The sequence below is a fragment of the Nonomuraea sp. NPDC052116 genome (assembly GCF_040680035.1).
Taxonomy (GTDB): Bacteria; Actinomycetota; Actinomycetes; order Streptosporangiales; family Streptosporangiaceae; genus Nonomuraea; species Nonomuraea angiospora_A.
Genome location: NZ_JBFAWA010000015.1, coordinates 197,847 through 217,810, shown reverse-complemented (window position 1 = coordinate 217,810; position 19,964 = coordinate 197,847). Strand labels below are relative to the sequence as shown.

18 protein-coding genes are annotated in these 19,964 nt (G+C 71.2%); 13 read left to right on the top strand and 5 right to left on the bottom strand.

Translation table 11 applies throughout. The features are described 5' to 3' along the window. Positions 1 to 165 precede the first annotated feature (165 nt). The 3 genes from AB0L65_RS28320 to AB0L65_RS28310 all read left to right on the top strand — a co-directional run bounded on the left by AB0L65_RS28320 (position 166) and on the right by AB0L65_RS28310 (position 4,495). The gene (locus tag AB0L65_RS28320; protein WP_364250933.1) at positions 166 to 1,872 is read left to right on the top strand and encodes an ABC transporter ATP-binding protein; all 1,707 of its coding nucleotides are present in this window, start codon (positions 166 to 168) and stop codon (positions 1,870 to 1,872) included. 53 nt (positions 1,873 to 1,925) lie between these two features. Next, complete coding sequence (gene hutU, locus AB0L65_RS28315) at positions 1,926 to 3,575, top strand: urocanate hydratase (protein ID WP_364250931.1); 1,650 nt, start codon at positions 1,926 to 1,928, stop codon at positions 3,573 to 3,575. A gap of 83 nt (positions 3,576 to 3,658) precedes the next feature. After that, entirely contained in the window at positions 3,659 to 4,495 is an 837-nt protein-coding gene (locus tag AB0L65_RS28310; RefSeq protein ID WP_364250928.1) for a MurR/RpiR family transcriptional regulator, read from the top strand. Here AB0L65_RS28310 and AB0L65_RS28305 read toward each other — a convergent pair. Genes AB0L65_RS28305 through AB0L65_RS28295 form a run of 3 tightly spaced genes read right to left on the bottom strand, consistent with a single transcriptional unit; the run spans position 4,475 to position 6,724 of the window. Further along, positions 4,475 to 5,224 (bottom strand): ABC transporter permease, encoded by a 750-nt coding sequence (locus tag AB0L65_RS28305; RefSeq protein WP_364250925.1) that lies wholly within the window; start codon positions 5,222 to 5,224, stop codon positions 4,475 to 4,477. The two genes, AB0L65_RS28310 and AB0L65_RS28305, sit on opposite strands and share 21 nt — an antisense overlap. Further along, positions 5,221 to 6,174, bottom strand: coding sequence for an ATP-binding cassette domain-containing protein (locus tag AB0L65_RS28300; protein WP_364250922.1), 954 nt, complete (start codon positions 6,172 to 6,174; stop codon positions 5,221 to 5,223). The genes AB0L65_RS28305 and AB0L65_RS28300 overlap by 4 nt, the downstream gene beginning before the upstream one ends. A gap of 16 nt (positions 6,175 to 6,190) precedes the next feature. Beyond that, positions 6,191 to 6,724: a PadR family transcriptional regulator gene (locus AB0L65_RS28295; RefSeq protein WP_364250919.1), complete on the bottom strand. Its 534-nt coding sequence runs from the start codon at positions 6,722 to 6,724 to the stop codon at positions 6,191 to 6,193. A gap of 56 nt (positions 6,725 to 6,780) precedes the next feature. Here AB0L65_RS28295 and AB0L65_RS28290 point away from each other — a divergent pair, with 56 nt between their 5' ends. The 5 genes from AB0L65_RS28290 to AB0L65_RS28270 all read left to right on the top strand — a co-directional run bounded on the left by AB0L65_RS28290 (position 6,781) and on the right by AB0L65_RS28270 (position 12,166). Then, positions 6,781 to 7,467: an SDR family oxidoreductase gene (locus tag AB0L65_RS28290; protein ID WP_364250915.1), complete on the top strand. Its 687-nt coding sequence runs from the start codon at positions 6,781 to 6,783 to the stop codon at positions 7,465 to 7,467. Between the two features lie 26 nt (positions 7,468 to 7,493). Beyond that, positions 7,494 to 8,663, top strand: coding sequence for an allantoate amidohydrolase (locus AB0L65_RS28285; protein WP_364250912.1), 1,170 nt, complete (start codon positions 7,494 to 7,496; stop codon positions 8,661 to 8,663). Beyond that, positions 8,654 to 9,976 carry a formimidoylglutamate deiminase gene (locus AB0L65_RS28280; RefSeq protein ID WP_364250909.1) on the top strand — a complete coding sequence of 441 codons (1,323 nt, stop codon included), beginning with the start codon at positions 8,654 to 8,656 and terminating at the stop codon, positions 9,974 to 9,976. Before AB0L65_RS28285 ends, AB0L65_RS28280 begins: the two co-directional genes overlap by 10 nt. Beyond that, on the top strand, positions 9,973 to 11,118 hold the full coding sequence (hutI, locus tag AB0L65_RS28275) for an imidazolonepropionase (RefSeq protein WP_364250906.1): 1,146 nt from the start codon (positions 9,973 to 9,975) through the stop codon (positions 11,116 to 11,118). Before AB0L65_RS28280 ends, hutI begins: the two co-directional genes overlap by 4 nt. A gap of 106 nt (positions 11,119 to 11,224) precedes the next feature. After that, positions 11,225 to 12,166, top strand: a complete 942-nt coding sequence (locus tag AB0L65_RS28270) for a sigma-70 family RNA polymerase sigma factor (protein WP_357742941.1) — start codon at positions 11,225 to 11,227, stop codon at positions 12,164 to 12,166. 371 nt (positions 12,167 to 12,537) lie between these two features. On the opposite strand, the gene AB0L65_RS28265 is transcribed toward AB0L65_RS28270, so the two are convergent. Further along, complete coding sequence (locus AB0L65_RS28265; protein ID WP_364250903.1) at positions 12,538 to 13,104, bottom strand: TetR/AcrR family transcriptional regulator; 567 nt, start codon at positions 13,102 to 13,104, stop codon at positions 12,538 to 12,540. 82 nt (positions 13,105 to 13,186) lie between these two features. Between AB0L65_RS28265 and AB0L65_RS28260 the strand changes: the two genes are divergently transcribed. Both AB0L65_RS28260 and AB0L65_RS28255 read left to right on the top strand, forming a co-directional pair. Continuing rightward, positions 13,187 to 13,990, top strand: a complete 804-nt coding sequence (locus AB0L65_RS28260) for an alpha/beta hydrolase (protein WP_364250900.1) — start codon at positions 13,187 to 13,189, stop codon at positions 13,988 to 13,990. A 9-nt stretch (positions 13,991 to 13,999) separates the two neighbouring features. Further along, a complete protein-coding gene (locus AB0L65_RS28255; protein WP_364250897.1) occupies positions 14,000 to 14,782 on the top strand; it encodes an MOSC domain-containing protein in 783 nt (260 codons plus the stop codon). Here the strand turns inward: AB0L65_RS28255 and AB0L65_RS28250 are convergent. Next, entirely contained in the window at positions 14,763 to 15,692 is a 930-nt protein-coding gene (locus AB0L65_RS28250) for an iron-siderophore ABC transporter substrate-binding protein (RefSeq protein WP_364250894.1), read from the bottom strand. The two genes, AB0L65_RS28255 and AB0L65_RS28250, sit on opposite strands and share 20 nt — an antisense overlap. Positions 15,693 to 15,896: 204 nt before the next feature. Between AB0L65_RS28250 and AB0L65_RS28245 the strand changes: the two genes are divergently transcribed. From AB0L65_RS28245 to AB0L65_RS28235, 3 genes are all read left to right on the top strand, one after another. Beyond that, entirely contained in the window at positions 15,897 to 17,207 is a 1,311-nt protein-coding gene (locus AB0L65_RS28245) for an ammonium transporter (RefSeq protein WP_364250891.1), read from the top strand. After that, entirely contained in the window at positions 17,204 to 17,542 is a 339-nt protein-coding gene (locus AB0L65_RS28240; RefSeq protein ID WP_350730200.1) for a P-II family nitrogen regulator, read from the top strand. Before AB0L65_RS28245 ends, AB0L65_RS28240 begins: the two co-directional genes overlap by 4 nt. 85 nt (positions 17,543 to 17,627) lie before the next feature. Beyond that, positions 17,628 to 19,853 (top strand): [protein-PII] uridylyltransferase, encoded by a 2,226-nt coding sequence (locus tag AB0L65_RS28235; RefSeq protein ID WP_364250888.1) that lies wholly within the window; start codon positions 17,628 to 17,630, stop codon positions 19,851 to 19,853. Positions 19,854 to 19,964: the final 111 nt, after the last annotated feature.

Genomic DNA, 19,964 nt, shown 5'->3' with positions numbered 1-19,964 from the left:
ATTCGTCCACCGGACGCTTCCGGATGTCGTCTCCTCCTCAAGAATGAGGGTCAACGAAAGTTGACATACTTAAGTCGTCAATCTAGGTTGACTCTGTCGAAGTGGTGCGGATCGCGCGGTCCCGTTCGTTAGAGCAAGTCGAGACATGTCGTGGAAGGAGATGTGGTGGTCAAGGAGTTGCTCTCCCACGTCCGCCCGCACCGGAAGATCCTGATCCTGGGCGGATTACTGGGCTTGATCGGCTCGGCGGCGGGTCTCGCCATGCCGTTGCTGGCCAAATACGTCGTGGACGCGTTCGGCGAGACCGGCTCGATGGCCGGGCCGTTGCTGGGGCTGACCGCGGCGGTGCTGATCGGCGCGGTCGTGTCGGCCGCCGGAAGCTATCTGATGGAGCGCACGGGCGAGGGCATCGTGCTCGGCGCCCGGCGCAAGCTCGTCGACCGGATGCTGCGGCTCAAGGTCGCCGACGTGGACCGGCTCAAGCCCGGCGACCTGTTGTCGCGGGTGACGGGCGACACGACCTTGCTGCGGGCCGTGCTGACCAACGGGATCGTCGAGTCCGTCAGCGCCACGTTCATGCTGGTCGGGGCGATCATCATGATGGCGACCATGGACGGCGTGCTGCTGCTGGTCACGCTGCTCGTGGTGGTGGTGATCGGCGGGCTCGTCGCGCTGATCATGCCGAGGATCCAGCGGGCGCAGACCCATGCCCAGGAGGCCGTGGGCGAGATGGGGGCCGTGCTGGACCGGGCGCTGCAGGCGTACCGGACCGTCAAGGCCAGCGGCGCGGAGGAGCGGGAGATCGCGGTGGTGGGCGACGCGGCGGTGCGCGCCCGCGACCGGGGGCTGCAGGTCGCCGGGTGGACGTCGCTCGCGGGAGTGGCGACGTGGATGGCGGTGCAGATCGCGTTCCTCGCCGTGCTGGCCGTCGGCGGGGCCCGGGTCGCGTCGGGGACGCTTGAGGTGTCGTCGCTGATCGCGTTCCTGCTGTACCTGTTCTACCTGGTGCCGCCGATCGGGCAGCTCGTCCAGGGCGGCGTCCAGCTCCAGCAGGGGCTGGCCGCGATGAAGCGGATCAAGGAGATCGAGGACCTGCCCGCGGAGCCGGTCGGCGCCGCCGTCGCGGGGACCTCCGAGCCGGTCGGGGTGACGTTCCGGGACGTGGTCTTCAAGTACGGCGACGACCGGCCGACCGTGCACGACGGGGTCACCTTCGAGGTGCCGCCCGGCGGGCTGACCGCGCTGGTGGGGCCGTCGGGCGCGGGCAAGTCGACGGTGTTCGCGCTGATCGAGCGCTTCTACGACCACCAGAAGGGGCTCATCACCATCGGCGGGCGCGACATCCGCGACTGGCCGCTGGGCGACCTGCGGGCCGCCCTCGGGTACGTCGAGCAGGACGCCCCCGTGCTGGCCGGCACCCTCCGGGAGAACCTGCTCTTCGCCGCCCAGGACGCCACCGAGGACGAGCTGCGCCGGGCCGTCGCCCGCACCAGGCTCGACGACCTGGTGGACAGGCTGCCCGAAGGGCTGGAGACGCCGGTCGGGCACCGCGGCGTGCTGCTGTCGGGCGGCGAGCGCCAGCGCGTCGCCATCGCCAGGGCGCTGCTGCGCAAGCCCCGGCTGCTGCTGCTCGACGAGGCCACCTCCCAGCTCGACGCGGTCAACGAGCTGCGGCTGCGCGAGGTCATCGCCGAGGTGGCCACGGAGACGACCGTGCTGGTGATCGCCCACCGGCTGTCCACCGTGACGAACGCGGACCGGATCGTGGTCATGGAAGGGGGCGGCGTACGGGCGGTCGGGACGCACGACTCGCTGGTCGGGGAGGACGAGCTCTACCGGGAGCTGGCGGCCACCCAGTTCCTCGTCAGCTAATCCATGTACTCTGCGGGTGACATATGTGAATGTTTTCATTCAGGAGGGTCACGATGAGCCGCAGCGTGCGCGCGCCACGAGGCACGACGATCACCGCCAAGGGGTGGCCGCAGGAGGCGGCGCTCCGCATGCTCCAGAACAACCTGGACCCGGAGGTCGCCGAGCACCCCGAGCAGCTGGTCGTCTACGGCGGCTCGGGCAAGGCCGCGCGTGACTGGGCGTCGTTCGACGCGATGGTCAGGACGCTGACGACGCTCGAGGGCGACGAGACCCTCCTGGTCCAGTCGGGGCGCCCGGTGGGCGTGTTCCGCACCCACGAGTGGGCGCCCCGGGTGCTCATCGCCAACTCCAACCTCGTGCCCGACTGGGCCAACTGGGAGGAGTTCCGGCGGCTGGAGGCGGCCGGGCTCACCATGTACGGGCAGATGACCGCCGGGTCGTGGATCTACATCGGCACGCAGGGCATCCTGCAGGGGACGTACGAGACGTTCGCGGCCGTGGCGGCCAAACGCTTCGGGGGGTCGCTGGCCGGGACGATCACGCTGACGGCCGGGCTCGGAGGGATGGGCGGAGCCCAGCCCTTGGCCGTCACCATGAACGGCGGGGTGGCGATCTGCCTCGACTGCGACCCGCGCTCGGTCACCCGGCGGATCGAGCACCGCTACCTCGACGTGGAGGCGTCGTCGCTGGACGAGGCGCTGCGGCTGGCGTACGCGGCGCGCGACGAGCGCCGTCCCCTGTCCATCGGGGTCGTCGCGAACGCCGCGGAGGCCGTGCCCGACCTGCTCGCCCGCGGGGCTGAGATCGACATCGTCACCGACCAGACCTCGGCGCACGACCCCCTGATGTACCTGCCGCTGGGAGTCGCCTTCGAGGACATGGCCTCGGAGCGGGACAAGGACCCGGCCGGCTTCACCGAGCGGGCCCGGACCTCGATGGCGCGGCACGTGGAGGCGATGGTCGGGTTCAAGGACGCCGGGGCGGAGGTGTTCGACTACGGCAACTCCATCCGGGGCGAGGCGCAGCTGGCCGGCTACGGGCGGGCCTTCGACTTCCCGGGGTTCGTGCCCGCGTACATCAGGCCGCTGTTCTGCGAGGGCAAGGGCCCGTTCCGGTGGGCCGCCCTGAGCGGGGACCCCGCCGACATCGCCGCGACCGACCGGGCCATCCTGGAGCTCTTCCCCGAGAACGAGGGACTCGCCCGGTGGATCAGGAAGGCCGGGGAGAAGGTCCACTTCCAGGGGTTGCCCGCGCGGATCTGCTGGCTCGGGTACGGCGAGCGGAACGTCGCGGGGGAGCGCTTCAACGACATGGTGGCCTCGGGCGAGCTGCGGGCGCCCATCGTGATCGGGCGTGACCACCTCGACAGCGGCTCCGTGGCCTCGCCGTATCGCGAGACGGAGGCGATGGCGGACGGGTCGGACGCGATCGCGGACTGGCCCCTGCTGAACGCCATGCTCAACACGGCCTCGGGGGCCGCCTGGGTGTCCATCCACCACGGGGGCGGGGTCGGGATCGGCCGGTCCATCCACGCCGGCCAGGTGACGGTGGCCGACGGGACCGCGCTGGCGGGGGAGAAGCTCAATCGCGTGCTGACCAACGACCCTGGGACGGGGGTCATGCGGCACGTGGACGCGGGCTACGAGGAGGCCGCCGACGTGGCCGCCGCCCGCGGCGTCCGCATCCCGATGCGCGAATCCTGACCCACCGCGCTTCCGCCACCCATCTGGTGGGGGTCGTGAGGGTGGTGGGATGAGAATGCGGGGTGGGAAGCGTTGGAGGTGGCGTGGCGGACGGATATCACGGTGGGCTGAGCGTGCTGCTGGATGGCCGGAGGCTGTCGCCCGTGCAGCGGAGGATCGCGCACTACCTCACCGAGCATCTCGATGAGGCGATCTTCCTGTCCAGCGTGGAGCTGGCCGAGCGGGCCGGGGTGAGCCAGCCGTCCGTGACCCGGTTCGCGATGGTGCTGGGGTTCGCCGGATATCCCGAGCTGCGGCAGGCGCTGCGCCCGCTCGTGCTGGGCGGCGCGACGGTGGCGGAGCCGCAGGAGAGCCTGCTGCGCGGGGCCATCGATTGCGAGATCCGCAACCTCGCGATCGTCAGGGAGCGGCTGGCGGCCTTCCCGCTCAAGGAGCTCGGCGAGCAGCTGGCCGCCACCGAGCCGCTGCCCGTCGTGGGGCTGCGGGTCTCCTGCGGGCTGGCCACCACCTTCGCCTACTACGCCCGTCGCATCCATCCCGACGTGCGGCTGCTCACGCACGGCGGGTCGGAGCTGGTCGACGGGCTGCACGCGGCCCGCAGGGCGGGCGCGGAGTGGGTGGTGGCCGTGGTCCTGCCGAGGTATCCGGCGGAGGCCGTGCAGGCGCTGGAGTACGCGGAGAAGATGGGGCTGCGGGTGGCGGCTATAACGGATAAGTCGGACTTTCCGGCGGAGGTCGTGCTGGACGCCCCCGTCGGCGACCGGCTCGTGTTCGACTCGCACGCGGCGCCGCTCGCCCTGGCCATGGCCCTGGTCGAGGCCATGGCCGACGCGGCGCCGCTGCGCACCCAGGCCAGGCTCGAGGAGTACGAGCGGATGACCGACGAGACCGGTACGTTCCTACCCGGCGATCCTGCGTAGCGAGCGCATCGACCAGATCGTGGTGAGCAGCGCCAGCACGATGAACACCGCGAACGCGATCGGGATCGACGAGTCCGACAACCGCCCGGCGAACAGCGCCCGCCCCGCCTCGACCGCGTGGTAGAGCGGGTTGATCGGGGCGAGCGTCTGCATCCAGCCGGGCGCGTACGAGATCGGGATGAACAGCCCGGCCAGCAGCATGATCGGCAGCATGAAGAGGTTGAGCGTCTGCGACATGCCGTTCTCGTCGCGTACGGTCAGCGCCAGCCCCTGGGACAGCCCCGAGGCGAACAGCCCGGTGGCGGCCATGAGCAGCAGCACCAGCAGCAGCTCGACGGCCCCGATGCGCACGCCCATCGCGATGGCCACGACGAGCACGAGGATCGCCTGGCACACCAGCACGACCATGTCCTTGGCCACCCGCCCGAGCACGATGGCCGGCCGCCAGGCGGGGCTGACGGCGTACCGTTCGAGCGAGCCGTTGCGCAGGTCGGCGATCAGCCCGAACCCCGAGAACAGCGCCCCGAAGACCGCGATCATCATCATCGACGCCGGCGTGAACATCCGCAGCGCGTCCACCGTCGAGCCGCCCGGCGTCAGCGACTTGAGCAGCGGCGCGAACATGAGCAGGTACAGCACCGGCTGCATGATGCCGAACAGCGGCCAGATCGGGTTGCTGAACGACTTCTTCAGCTCGTAGCCGGTGAACAGGACGGTGTGGCGGATCATGAGGCGGCTCCGGTGTCGCGGAGGGAACGGCCGGTCTTGGCCAGGAAGACGTCGTCGAGCGTGGAGCGGTCGAGCGCGATCGAGCTCAGCCCCAGCCCCTGCTCCTCAAGGGCCCGCAGCAGCGCGGGCAGCGTGTGCTCGCCGTCGTCGACGTAGACGCGCAGCAGGTCCTCGTCGACGCGGGTCTCGCGGGCGTACGGCTTGAGCGTGTCCGCGGCCCGCTCCGGGTCGTCCACCCTGAGCGTGATCACGTCGCCGGAGACCTCCCGCTTGAGCTCCCCGGGGGTGCCCTCGGCCACGACCTGGCCGTGGTCGACGATCATGAGGCGGTCGCACAGCGCGTCGGCCTCGTCGAGGTAGTGGGTGCTGAGCAGCACGCTCGTGCCGGCCTCGCGCAGCTGCCTGATGCGGTCCCAGAGGTTGGCGCGGTTCTGCGGGTCGAGGCCGGTGGTGGGCTCGTCGAGGAAGAGCAGCGGCGGGTTGTGCACCAGCCCGATCGCGATGGCCACGCGCCGCTTCTGCCCGCCCGACAGGGTACGGCCGGGGCGGTCGGCCATCTCGGTCAGGTCGAAGCGCTCCAGCACCTCCGCGGTGGCCTGCTTCGGGTCGGCCATGGCGTGGATCTTGGCGGCCATCATGATCTGGGCCCTGGCGCTCGTGGTGTCCTCGACACCGCCGGCCTGGCTCACGTACCCGAGCTTGCGCCGGACGGCGCTCGGCTCCTTGAGCAGGTCGTGGCCCGCGACGGTGGCCGTGCCCGCGTCGGGGGCGATCAGCGTGGAGAGCATCCTGATCGTGGTGGTCTTGCCGGCCCCGTTGGGGCCGAGCACGCCGAAGATCTCGCCTTGCGCGACCTCGAGGTCCACCCCGCGGACGGCCTCGACGGTCTGCGTGCCCTTCCTGCTCCTGGTGGTGAACGTCTTTCGCAGGCCCTGCGCCTGAATGATCATTGGGGGGTTCAGCTCCTTAGGGCAATTCGTCGGCCTCAACCCGTTCGATGGCCTTCTCGACCCAGTCGAGCTGGGCCTGGACCATGGCTCTGTTGAGGCGGAGGTTCTCGTCGATGTGCTGGGGAGCGCCGTAGCGCTGCTTGGCGCCGACGGCATGTCCAAGGATCTCGACGCTCATTCTGAGCTGCTGCATCCTCGCATACAGCGCCTGCAGAATCTCCTGCTTTTCCAGCCGATCCATGAACGTCAGCGCGACCTGGAACGGGTCGACGATGGGCTTGATCTCGTGCCAGGCGGTCAGCAACATCCGGTGGAACTCTTCGCGGCCGTGCTCGGTCAACTCGTAGACGACCTTGCCGCCCTTGCCCGCCTCGACGACGGCCAGGAGTCCTTCGTCGGCCATCTTGCTCAGCCCGTGGTAGATCGACCCGAAGGCGACGTTGGCCCATTGGTCGGCGCCTATCACCTCCAGCCGCCGCCGGACCCCGTAGCCGTTCATGGGGCCGTCGAGCAGGGCGCCGAGGATGAGGATGCGCGTCGAAGCAGACATGAGAACAAGTTTGTATTCAAATTTGAGCATCCGTCAACATCAATAAACTGATCTCCATGAACGAACGACCGACTGCGCTGGTCACAGGCGCTTCGCGCGGGATCGGCGCGGCCGTGGCCGAGGCGCTGGGCCCCACGCACCACGTGATTCTCAACGGCCGCGACGAGGAGTCGCTGGCCGCCGTGGCGGCCGGGCTGCCCGCCGCGCGGGTCTGGCCGGCGGAGCTGACGGGGGTCACGGAGGCGGACGTCGCCGGGATCGAACGGCTCGACGTGCTCGTGCACTCCGCCGGGATCAACCGGATGGGCCGGATCGCCGACCTGCCCGCCGCCGCGTGGCGCGAGACGCTGGAGGTGAACGTCGTCGCGGTCGCCGAGCTGACCCGGCTGCTGCTGCCCGCCCTGCGCCGGGCCGAGGGGCACGTGGTCTGCGTCAACTCGGGTTCGGGGCAGCGGGCCAACCCCGAGTGGGGCGCCTACGCGGCCAGCAAGTTCGCGCTGAAGGCGTTCGCCGACGCGCTGCGGCTGGAGGAGCCGCGGCTGAGGGTGACGACCGTCTACCCGGGCCGGACGGCCACTGACATGCAGCGCGAGCTGCGTAGCTACGAGGGCGGCGAGTTCGAGCCCGAGAAGTACCTGACGCCGCAGAGCGTGGCGCGGGCCGTGCTGGCCGCCGTCACCGCGGGCCCCGACGCCCACCTCACCGAGCTGACCCTCCGTCCCAGGGGAGGGCCTGTCAACTGAATGGATCCATTCACTACAGTGGGGCCATGCTTGAACCACTCGCGCACATAGGACGGGATCCGGCGACCGGGGGCTACGTCAGGGACGCCTGGTCGGCCGCTGACATGGAGCTACGCGAGTGGTTCGCGGGCGAGGCCGGGCGACGGGGGCTCGACCTGCGCGAAGACCGCAACGGCAACCTCTGGGCATGGTGGGGCGACCCTTCCGGCCACCCCGGCGTGGTGACCGGGAGTCACCTCGACTCCGTACGGCAGGGCGGCGCGTACGACGGTCCGCTCGGGGTCGTGTCGGCCTTCGCCGCCCTGGACCTCCTGAGGGAGCGCGGGACCACACCGGCCAGGCCGGTCGGCGTGGCCTGCTTCACCGACGAGGAGGGCGCCAGGTTCGGGGTGCCGTGCATGGGGTCGAGGCTGCTCACGGGCGTGCTGGCGCCGGAGCGGGCCCTCGCGCTCACCGACGACTCCGGCGACACGCTGGCCGACGTCATGACGAAGGCCGGGCGGGCGCCGTACGAGCTGGGGCGGGACGACGAGACGCTCGCCACGGTCGGCACCTTCGTGGAGCTCCACGTCGAGCAGGGGCAGGCGCTCGTCCACGAGGGCCGGCCGGTGGGCGTGGCCGCGGCGATCTGGCCGCACGGACGCTGGCGCTTCGACTTCCACGGCCGGGCCGACCACGCGGGCACCACCCGGCTGGCCGACCGGGACGACCCGATGCTGCCGTTCGCCCGCATGGTGCTGGCCGCCCGCGCGGCCGCGGCGCGCCGCGACGTGGTGGCCACGGTCGGCAAGGTACGCGTCTCGCCGGGCAACGCGAACGCCATCCCCGGCCTGGTCTCGGCGTGGCTCGACGCCCGCGGGGCGGACGAGGCCGCCGTGCGCGCCCTCGTCGCCGAGCTGACCGAGGAGGCGGGGGCCACGGTGCGGGAGGAGTCGTGGACGCCGGTCGTCGACTTCGACGTGCCGCTCAGGGACCGCCTGGCCGGGGTCGCGGGAGGCGACACGCCCGCGCCCGTCCTGCCCACGGGGGCGGGCCACGACGCGGGGATCCTGGCCTCGGCGGGCGTCCCGAGCGCGATGCTGTTCGTCAGGAACCCCACCGGCGTGTCCCATTCCCCCGACGAGCACGCCGAGCGGGCAGACTGCGAGGCGGGAGTCGTCGCACTCGCGGACGTGCTGGAGGACCTGTGCCGTTGACCTACTGGTGCGAACAGGCCTGGCTCCCCGGCGGGGTCGCCGACGGCGTGCTCATCGAGGTCGAGGGCGAGCGGATCGCGAGCGTCGGCCAGGGCCCGCCGGGCACGGCCGAGCGCCTGCCGGGGATCACCGTTCCCGGCCTGGCCAACGCCCACTCCCACGCCTTCCACCGCGCGCTGCGCGGCACCGCCCAGGAGGGCAAGGGCGACTTCTGGACCTGGCGCGAGCGGATGTACGAGGTGGCGGGGGCGCTGGAGCCCGACTCCTACCTCCATCTGGCCAGGGCCGTCTACGCCGAGATGGCGCTGGCCGGGGTGACCTGCGTGGGCGAGTTCCACTACTTGCACCACGGGCCGGACGGCCGCCCGTACGACGACGCCAACGAGATGGGCCACGCGCTGGTCCGCGCGGCCCGCGAGGCGGGCCTGCGCATCGCGCTGCTCGACACCTGCTACCTGACCGGCGGCATCGGCGCCCCGCTCACCGGCGCGCAGCTGCGCTTCACCGACGGCGACGCCGAGCGCTGGGCGGTCAGGGCCGACGACCTGGCGGCGGCCTACGAGGGGCAGCCCGACGTGGAGATCGGCGCGGCCATCCACTCCGTGCGCGCGGTGCCGCCGGAGCAGATGCCGGTCGTGGCCGAGTTCTCCCACCGGCACGCGGGCCCCCTGCACATGCACGTGTCCGAGCAGCCGGCCGAGAACGCCGCCTGCGTGGAGATGTACGCGGCCACGCCGGTCCAGGTGCTGCACGAGCGGGGCGCCCTGGGGCCCCGTTCGACCGCCGTGCACGCCACCCACCTGACCGACGTGGACATCGAGCTGATCGCCCAGTCCGGCACACACATCTGCATGTGTCCCACCACCGAACGCGACCTCGCCGACGGCATCGGCCCGGCCAGGGCGGCGGCCGACCGGGGCGCGCAGATCACGCTCGGCTCCGACAGCCACGCCGTGATCGACCTGTTCGAGGAGGCGCGCGGGGTCGAGCTGGACGAGCGGCTGCGCAGCGGCAAGCGCGGCAACTGGAGCGCCGCCGACCTGCTCGCCGCCGCGACCGTCGCGGGTCACGCCTCCCTCGGCTTCCCCGACGCGGGGCTGCTGGTGCCCGGCGCGTGGGCCGACCTGGTGTCGGTACGGCTCGACTCCGTACGCACGGCGGGCGCGGGCGGGCCGGAGGCCGTCGTGTTCGCGGCCACGGCGGCGGACGTGCACTCGGTGGTCTCCGGCGGCCGCCGCGTCGTCACGGACGGGCGGCACCGGCTCGGCGACGTCGGATCCCTGCTGGCAGAGGCGATACGGAGGGTGAGATGAGCACGACGCTGATCGACGGGATCGGCTCGCTGTACACCGGCGACCCCGAGCGCGAGGAGATCCCCGAAGCGGCGCTGGTCGTGGCGGACGGCCTGGTCGCCTGGGCCGGGCCCGCCGCGCAGGCCCCCGACGCCGACGAGCGGGTGGACGTCCAGGGCCGCGCCGTCATCCCCGGCTTCGTGGACAGCCACGCCCACCTGATCTTCGCCGGTGACCGGACGGCCGAGTTCCAGGCCCGCATGTCCGGCGAGCCGTACACCGGGGGCGGCATCAGGACCACGGTCGCCGCCACCCGGCAGGCCGGCGACGCCGAGCTGGCCGCCCACGCGCGTGCGCTGGTGGACGAGATGCTGGCCCAGGGCACCACGACCGTCGAGATCAAGAGCGGGTACGGCCTGACCGTCGAGGACGAGCGGCGCTCGCTGGAGATCGCCGCCGGGCTGACCGGCGAGACCACGTTCCTGGGGGCGCACGTCGTGCCGGCCGGCATGGACGCCGACTCCTACGTGCGGCTGGTCGCCGGGGAGATGCTCGACGCGTGCGCCCCGCACGCCAGGTGGGTCGACGTGTTCTGCGAGCGCGGGGCCTTCGACGGCGACCAGACGCGCGAGATCCTGGGCGCCGGGCTCAAGGCGGGGCTGGGGGTGCGGGTGCACGCCAACCAGCTCGGGGAGGGGCCGGGCGTGCGCATCGCGTGCGAGCTGGGCGCCGCCTCGGCCGACCACTGCACGCATCTGACGCCGGCCGACGTGGACGCGCTGGCGTCGTCGGGCACGGTGGCGACGCTGCTGCCGGGGGCGGAGTTCTCGACGCGGTCGCCGTACCCGGACGCCCGGCGGCTGATCGACGCGGGGGCGACCGTGGCGCTGGCGACCGACTGCAACCCGGGGTCGTCGTTCACGTCGTCGATGGCGTTCTGCGTGGCGCTGGCCGTCCGCGAGATGCGGATGACGCCGCTGGAGGCGATCAGGGCGGCGACGTACGGCGGGGCGCGCGCGCTGCGGCGTGCGGACGTAGGCTGGCTACGGCCCGGGGCCCGTGCGGACCTCGTCGTGCTCGATGCCCCCTCCTATGTACACCTTGCCTACCGGCCCGGCGTCCCCCTCGTTCACCAGGTGTTTCGCGGCGGTCTCCTCCTTTAGGAGGACATCCAGAACCATCCCAGCGACGTACTGCTTTAGGGAATCTTTGCGTCTGGCCGCACGTTGGCCGGATATAGAACGCAGCTGCGGAACGAGGTGCCAGGGGATGGCAAGGCCTACGGGGAGTCGCACGCAGGAGCAGCACATCGCTGAGCGCGATCTGCTGGGGACATATCTGGCCGAAATCGGCCGGGTCCCGCTGCTCACGGCGGAGGAAGAGGTGGAGCTCGCCAAGCGGATCGAGGCGGGTCTCTTCGCCGAGCAGCTGCTCGACAGTGGGGGCTCGGAGCCGCGCATCGGGGACGCGGCCGACGAGGAGCTGGAGCGCCTGGCCATTTCCGGCCAGCGGGCGAAGGACGAGTTCATCCAGGCCAACCTGCGCCTGGTGGTGGCGGTGGCCCGGAAATACTCGGGGCGGGGGATGCCCCTGATCGACCTGGTGCAGGAGGGGAACCTGGGGCTGGTCAGGGCAGTGGAGAAGTTCGACTACCGGCGGGGGTACAAGTTCTCCACGTACGCGACGTGGTGGATCCGGCAGTCGGTGGGGCGTGCCATCCACGAGCAGGCCCGCCCGGTGCGCCTGCCCACGCACGCGGGTGAGCAGATGACGCGGCTGATGCGGGTCCGCCGCGACATACTGGCGGAGTTCGACGCCGAGCCCACGGACGACGATCTCGCCGAGATCCTCGACCTGCCGATCGAGCGTGTGCGCGAGCTGCGGCGCTGGGCCTCCGACCCGGTCTCGCTCCAGCTCGGGGTGGGCGACGAGGACGAGACGGAGCTCGGCGACATGATCGCCGACGAGACGTGGGCCGATCCCGAGCAGCAGGCCATCGACATCCTGGAGCGCGAGCGGCTGGACCAGTGGCTGACGGGGCTCGAGGGCGACACCAGCGAGATGCTGCGGTGGCGGTACGGGCTGGTGGACGGGCGCGAGCACACGCTCACGGAGGTCGGGGAACGCTACGGCATCGGCCGCGACCGCGCCCGCCGCATCGAACGCGACGCCCTGGCCCGCCTCCGCAAAATGGCCACCGCAGCCGCCTGACCGGCCCCACCCACGCCTGACCCCGGGTCTGCCCGGGGTGCGGGCGTTGTCGGGCTGGGCGCTGCCTGGCGTGCGGGCGTTGTCGGGCTGGGCGCTGTGGTGGGCGCCGGGCCCTGCCGTCCCACGTCTCGCCGACGCGGCGCTTCGAGGTGACGGGAGCGGGTGGGCGTGGTGGTGTGGCACGTCGGTCGTAACGACGCTTGGCGTCGCGGTGCTTGGCCGGGATGTCGTAATCGCGGGCGTCGACCCCGGTGCGTGGTGCGCCGGAGCGGTGCCGCCGCGCTTTTGTTGCGCCGCGTCGGTGGGTCGGTGTGCGGTGGAGCCCGGCGCCTTCGACGGCGGGCGGCCCGCGTTGGCCGAGGCGCCGGACTTCAGTGCCGGAGGAGGCGGCGGAGGAACTCTTCGACGGCGGCCACCGCGGTGGTGTGGTCGCCGCCGCGGGCCACCATCAGGGCGCTCTCGTTGACGGCCGCCAGCAGCATGTGCGCATGCAGGTCCAGGAACTCGGCCGGCACCGCCCCCGTGGCCCCCAGCGCCGCCTTCAGCATTCCGAACGAGTAGCGCTCCTCCATGGCCCGCCACCGTTCCCAGCCCATCACCGCGGGCGCGTCGATGAGGACGATGCGCTGGATGACCGGGTCCCCGGCGAGTGAGATCCAGGCCAGCACGCCGGCGCGGAGGGCCGCCGCCGGGTCCGTGATGCCGCGGACGGCTGCCAGGATCTTGCCGCCGATGGCCGACTCCGTGGCCTCCAGCACCGCCTCGAAGAGGGCGTCCTTGCCGGCGTAGTGGTGGTACAGCGCCCCCCGGCTCAGCCCCGACTCCTGCAGCACCACCTCGATGGAGGTGTCGTCGTAGCCCCGGTCGGCGAACAGCCGCGTGGCGATCGCCAGGACCCTGTCGCGGGTGGCCGCGCCGCGTTCCGCCTTGAGGTTCATGGACCCACTGTAGACAAACCGACCGTCAGTCGGTAATTTCATAGACCGACAGTCGGTTTGTAATCTGCCCGAGGAGGGTTCCATGGAGGGCATCAGCTACGTCGACGTGGGGGACGGGCCGGTCAGCCTGTTCGTGCACGGCGTCGGCACCAGCTCGTACCTGTGGCGCAACGTCATCGCCGCGTTCCGCGACGAGCGCCGCTGCGTGGCCATCGACCTGCCGCTGCACGGCGGCAGCGCCCCGCGTGACGATCTGTCCATCCCCGCGCTGGCCGAGGCCGTCGAGGAGCTGTGCGAAGGGCTCGGGCTCACCAAGGTGGATCTCGTCGCCAACGACACCGGCGGCGCCGTGGCCCAGGTCTTCGCCGTACGCCACCGCGAGCGCCTGCGTACGCTCACCCTCACCAACTGCGACGTCCACACCAACACCCCGCCCGAGGCGTTCGAGCCCACGGTCGACCTGGCCGCCAAGGGCGAGCTCGCCCCGCTCACCGCGCTCGTCCTGGACCAGCCGGAGCTCCTGGCCCAGACCGCGTACGGCGAGGGCTACGAGCGGATCGACGACCCGGCGGCGCTGGTGGAGGCGTACCTGCGGCCGATCTTCGCCAAGCCCGATGGCGGCCGTGCCTTCGAGCGCCTGCTGACCTCCATCGACGCCAAGGACATGATCGCCATCGAGCCGCAGCTCACCGTGCTGACCGTGCCGACGCTCCTGGTCTGGGGCACGGGAGACGTGTTCTTCGACGTGAGCTGGGCCCGGTGGCTGCGGGACACGATCCCCGGCGTCAAGGAGATCGTCGAGATCGAGGGCGGGCGGTTGTTCTTCCCCGACGATCGGGCGGATGAGCTGGTGCCGCATCTGAGGCGGTTCTGGGCGCAGCCGTAAGATCGCCCCATGTATCTGGAGGCCGTGCGGCGCTACCCCGTCAAGTCGATGCTGGGGGAGGAGCTGGCCGAGAGCGAGGTGACCGAGCGCGGGCTGGCCGGGGACCGCGCGCGGGCGGTGCTCGACGTCGCCACCGGGAAGATCGCCAGCGCCAAGAACCCCCGCCTCTGGCGCGGACTGCTCGCGATCGAGGGCACCGGGGTCCCCGGCGACGCGGAGCTGTCGACGCTGCTCGGGCGCGAGGTGCGGCTGATCGATGTGCCTCCGGAAGGCGCCGAGTTCGAGCGTTCGGTGCCGGAACGGGTGCTGGCCGAGGGCATCGAGGCGGAGGTCCCCCACACCGTTGGCACGCTCGGCGGCGCCTCGCCCGCCGGGACGTTCTTCGACTTCGCCCCGATCCACCTCATCACGACCTCCGCGGTCGCGCGGATCGGCGCGCTCGGCCCGCGTGGCACCGTCGAGGCCCTCCGCTACCGGCCCAACCTGGTGATCGGGACGGAGGCGGAGGGGTTCGTGGAGAACGACTGGGTGGGACGCGAGCTGCGCATCGGTGACGAGGTGGTGCTGGCGGTGATCGTGGCCAGCCCGCGCTGCGCGGTGCCGACGCTCGAACACGGGAGCCTCGGGCGCGATGCCGACGCGCTGCGCACGGTGGCCAGGCACAACCGGGTGCCCGTGTTCGACATGGGGCCGCAGCCCTGCGCGGGAGTGTACGCGCGAGTGGTGCGGCCCGGGAGGGTCAGGAAAGGCGACCGGGTACGCCTGACGCGGCCTACGACGCCAGCGGCGTGAGGTACTTGTCCAGGTCGTCCAGGATCTTGCCGGCCGCCGTGACGCCGATTCCGGTCATCCAGATCTCGTCGTCCACGTTGTGCGCGTTGTTCGACTTGACCGCGCCGAGGTTCTTCCACAGCGGCCCGCCGGTCACCGTGGTCTGCGACTTGACGGCCGCCTCCCCGTACGCGGTGTAGAAGACCGCGTCGGCGTCCGCCTGGGCGATGTTCTCCTGGCTCAGCTTGCCGAAGCGCTTGTCGGCCTGGTCGGCCAGCTTCTGCGCCTCGGGCCGCTGGATGCCCGCGTCACCCACCACGATGCCGCTGAAGGACTCGGGCCCGTACATACGGATCTCGGTGGGCATGAACCGCACGATGCTCACCTTCAGCTTCGAGAACTTCGTGCCCACCTCCTTGGCCCGCGTCTCATAACCCGACAGCAGCTGCTGGGCCTGGTCCTTCTTGCCCAGCGCCTCGGCGTCGAGCAGGAAGTTGTCCTTCCAGGTGATGCCCACCTTCTCGGTGAACACGGTCGGCGCGATCTTGCTGAGCTTGTCGTAGAAGGCCTCCTGCCGGAACTTGCTGCCCAGGATGAGGTCCGGCTTGAGCGCCATGATGGCCTCGATGCTGGGGGCCTGGGTGGTGCCGACCGCCTTGGTGGCCGACAGGGCCGAGCCGAGGTAGGCGGGCCACTTCTGGTTCTGGGAGGCCTGCGCCGCGCCGACGGGCGCCAGGCCGAGCGAGACCATCGTGTCGAGTTTGTCCGTGTCGAGCACCACCACCCGCTTGGGGGTCATCGGCACCTTCGTCTCGCCCATGGCGTGCTTGACGGTCCGGGTCGGTCCCGCCTCCTGCGAGGACGTGGAAGTGCCGCAGGCGGCGAGGGCGAGGACGGGGAGCATGGCGGCGACGGCCAGGCGAAGACGCATTCGGCATTCCTTGATCGAAGGTTAGGCAAACCTAAGTATCTCACGGCTGATATTGCTGATCCGAAATGGGAGGAGTGAGAACACCGAAACGCGTCCGAAACACCAGTGTGGCGAGATTCACGAATGTGAAACACGCCTGGTCGAGTCATGAAACCCCGGACGAACACGCTGTGGCCACACGTCACATGTAAGGAGGGTCGCGTCGTGAAGATCGATAGCGGCACCACAGCCTGGATGCTCGCGGCCACCGCGCTGGTGTTGCTGATGACTCCGGGTCTCGCTTTCTTCTACGGGGGCATGACCAGGGCCAAGAGTGTCCTGAACATGATGATGATGTCGTTCGGCGCCATCATCACGGTCACCATCGCCTGGGTGCTGTTCGGACACTCGCTGGCGTTCACCGACAACGCAAGCTCGGCGATCAACAACGTGGTCGGCGGCTTCGACGCACTCGGCCTGCAGAGCCTGGTGGACACGGCCACCAAGGACGACGGCACCGGCATGCCGAGCCTGGTCTTCTCCGCCTTCCAGCTGACCTTCGCCATCATCACCGTCGCGCTGATCAGCGGCGCGATCGCGGACCGGGCGAAGTTCGGGGCGTGGATCCTCTTCTCCATCCTCTGGGCGACGATCGTCTACTTCCCGATCGCTCACTGGGTGTGGGGCACCGGCTGGCTCAACACGATGGGCATCGAGGACTTCGCGGGCGGCACGGTCGTCCACATCAACGCCGGTGCCGCGGGCCTTGCCTTGTGTCTCGTGCTCGGCAAGCGCACCGGCTGGCGCAAGGAGCCGATGCGGCCGCACAACCTCCCGTTCGTCCTGCTCGGCGCGGGCCTGCTGTGGTTCGGCTGGTTCGGCTTCAACGCCGGCTCCGAGCTGGCCGTCGACGGCACGGCCGGCCTGGCGTTCATGAACACCCAGATCGCCACCGCGGTCGCCGCGGGCGCCTGGCTCGTCGTGGAGAAGATGCGCGACGGGCACGCCACCAGCCTCGGCGTCGCCTCCGGCGCGGTCGCCGGCCTGGTCGCCATCACTCCCGCCTGTGGTTTCGTGGACCCGTGGGCCGCGATGCTCATCGGCCTGCTCGCCGGTGTCCTCTGCGCCTACGCCGTCGGCCTGAAGTACAAGCTCGGCTTCGACGACTCCCTCGACGTGGTCGGCGTGCACCTGGTGGGTGGCGTCATCGGCGCCGTCTCGCTCGGCTTCCTGGCCGCGTACCCCTTCCTCGACCAGCAGAGCAAGGGCCTGTTCTACGGCGGCGGATTCGGCCAGCTGGGCCTGCAGGTGCTCGGCCCGGTCGCGGTCGGCGGCTACTCCTTCGTCATCACCTGGGTTCTCGGGAAGATCATCGACAAGACGATGGGCTTCCGGATCACCGTCGACGACGAGCGCACCGGCATCGACGTCACCGCGCACGCCGAGACGGGGTACGACCTCGGCACGGTCTACGCCTCCGGCGTGACCTCCCCCAACGGGCCCACCGCCCCGGCAGCTAAGAAGGTGGACGCATGAGGCTCATCACGGCGATCATCAAGCCCTTCAAGCTCGATGACGTGAAGGCCGCACTGGAGCAGTTCGGCATCAAGGGAATGACGGTCAGCGAGGCGAGCGGCTACGGCCGCCAGCGCGGCCACACCGAGGTCTACCGCGGCGCCGAGTACCAGGTCGACCTGGTGCCGAAGGTCCGCCTGGAGGTCCTCGCCGAAGAGGATGACACCGAGGACGTGATCGACGTCATCGTCAAGGCGGCGCACACCGGCAAGATCGGCGACGGCAAGGTCTGGTCCGTCCCGGTGGACACCATCGTCCGTGTTCGCACGGGAGAGCGGGGTCCTGAGGCCCTGTGACCCGGCGGGGCTCGGCCGAAACGACGGATCCACGGCGACGCCCGGACGACGGCGTCCGGGCAGAGCCCAGCAAGGGGGCACAGCATTGAGGGGAGAGGCCCGTTCGTACGCCGCGGCCCGCAAGGAGCGGACCGCGGACACCGACCGCTGGCTCAAGGATCTCTTCCGCACGGCGAGCGACGGCGACCACGTCTCACTGGTCGCCGTCGGGAGCCTCGGGAGGGGCGAACTGGCACCAGGCAGCGACCTCGACCTGGTCCTGCTGCACAACGGCCGGGCCGACGTGGCCAGGATCGCCGACCGGATCTGGTATCCGGTCTGGGACTCCGCGGTCAACCTCGACCACTCCGTGCGGACGGTCGAGGAAGCGGTGACCGTCGCCAGGAAAGACCTGAAGGCCGTGCTCGGCCTCATCCAGGCCCGGCACGTGGCCGGCGACGCCGAGCTGACCAGGAAGGCCAGGGAAGCGGTGCTGGCCGAGTGGCGGGCCGACTCCCGGCGCCGCCTCGGCGAGCTGCGTGACGCGGCCGACAAGCGGGCGCAGGTGAGCGGCGAGCTGGCCTTCCTGCTCGAACCCGACCTCAAGGACGGGCGCGGCGGCCTCCGCGACGTCCAGGCCATGCAGGCGGTGGCGGCCGCCTGGGTCGCGTCGGCGCCCGGCCCCAGGGCGCGCGAGGCGTACGAGTTCATCCTCGACGTGCGGCACGCGCTGCACGTCGTCACCGCCCGCGGCACCGACCGGCTGGTGCTGCAGGAGCAGGACGCCGTGGCGGGGGTGCTCGGCCTGCTCGACGCCGAGGCGCTCATGCGCAGGCTCGCCGAGGCGGGCCGTACCATCTCCCACGCCTTCGACGGCACCTGGCGCACCGTTGACAGACTCGTGTCAGGCCCCGCTCCCCGAGGCCGCCGCCCGCTGGCGGACGGCGTGGTCGAGCACGGCGGCGAGGTGGTGCTCGCCAGGGGGATCGACCCGCGCAAGGACCCCGTGCTGGTGCTGCGCGCCGCCGCCGCGGCGGCCGACTCCGGGCTGCCGCTCGCCCCCGCGACGGTGTCCGTGCTCGCAGCTCAGTCGCCTCCCATGCCGGTGCCGTGGCCGGAGGAGGCACGCGACTCGCTGGTGTCGATCCTCGGCGCGGGCCGCGCCGCCGTGCCCGTGTGGGAGGAGCTCGACCAGGCGGGCATCCTTGTCAAGTTGCTTCCTGACTGGGAACGCGTACGCCACCGTCCCCAGCGCAACCCGATCCACCGCTTCACGGTCGACCGGCACCTGATCGAGGCCGCCGCGAACGCCGCCAGCCACACGCGCGAGGTCTCCCGTCCCGACCTCCTGCTGATCGGCGCGCTCCTGCACGACGTCGGCAAGGGCTGGCCCGGGGACCACTCGGCGACCGGCGAGGTCGTGGTCCGCGACATCGCCACCCGCATCGGCCTGCCCGCGCAGGACGTCGACACCCTCGCCACCGTCGTACGCCACCACCTGCTGCTGCCCGAGACCGCAACCCGCAGGGACCTCGACGACCCCGTCACGATCGAGAAGGTCGCCGCCACCGTCGGCACCCGTGAGGTCCTCGACCTGCTGGCCGCGCTCGCGGTGGCCGACGGCAACGCGACCGGGCCGGCCGCCTGGAACAGCTGGAAGGCCGGGCTCGTCGCCGACCTCGTGCGCCGGGTCAGGTCCGTGCTGGCCGGCTCGCCGCCGCCCAAGCCGCCGACCCTGTCGGCCGATCAGACCGCGCTCGCCCGGCACGGCGGCGGGGCCGTCCGCGTCAACGGGGGAGCCGTCACGGTCGTCGCCCCCGACCGGGTGGGGCTGCTCTGGAGCGCCGCCGGCGTGCTGTCCGCGCACCGGCTCATCGTGCGCTCCGCCTCGTCCGCCTCCGCGGGCTCCACCGCGGTGATCGAGTTCTCCGTCATCCCCGAGTACGGCTCTCCGCCCGACCCCGCGACGCTGGAGTCCGATCTCCGCCTCGTCCTTGCTGGCCGTCTTGACATCGAGCAGCGGCTGGCCCGCCGTGCGCGGGCCATGCGGCCGCCCCGGGTACCTGTGGCTCCACCTCGGGTGACACTGGTCGACGACGCCTCCGCGACCGCCACCGTGGTGGAAGTCAGAGCCCATGACAGGCCGGGGCTCCTGTGGCGTATCGGACGGGCGTTCGGCGAGTGTGGTCTTGACGTGAGGGCCGCTCGAGTGGAGACTCTCGGCGCGGAGGCGGTGGACGTCTTCTATGTCGTGGATCGCGCCGGTCGCCCCCTCAGCGATGCCGCGCAGAGGGCACAAGTCCGCGATCAAGTCCTTGCCGCACTGCGATAACCAACAGCACACGACTACCGGTCACATGTGTAACGATTGTGTCCGAAATGCCCGGTAAGTCAGAACCTGCGGATACCTTGTGGACGGCTTGAAGGCCCGTCGGGGACGGGA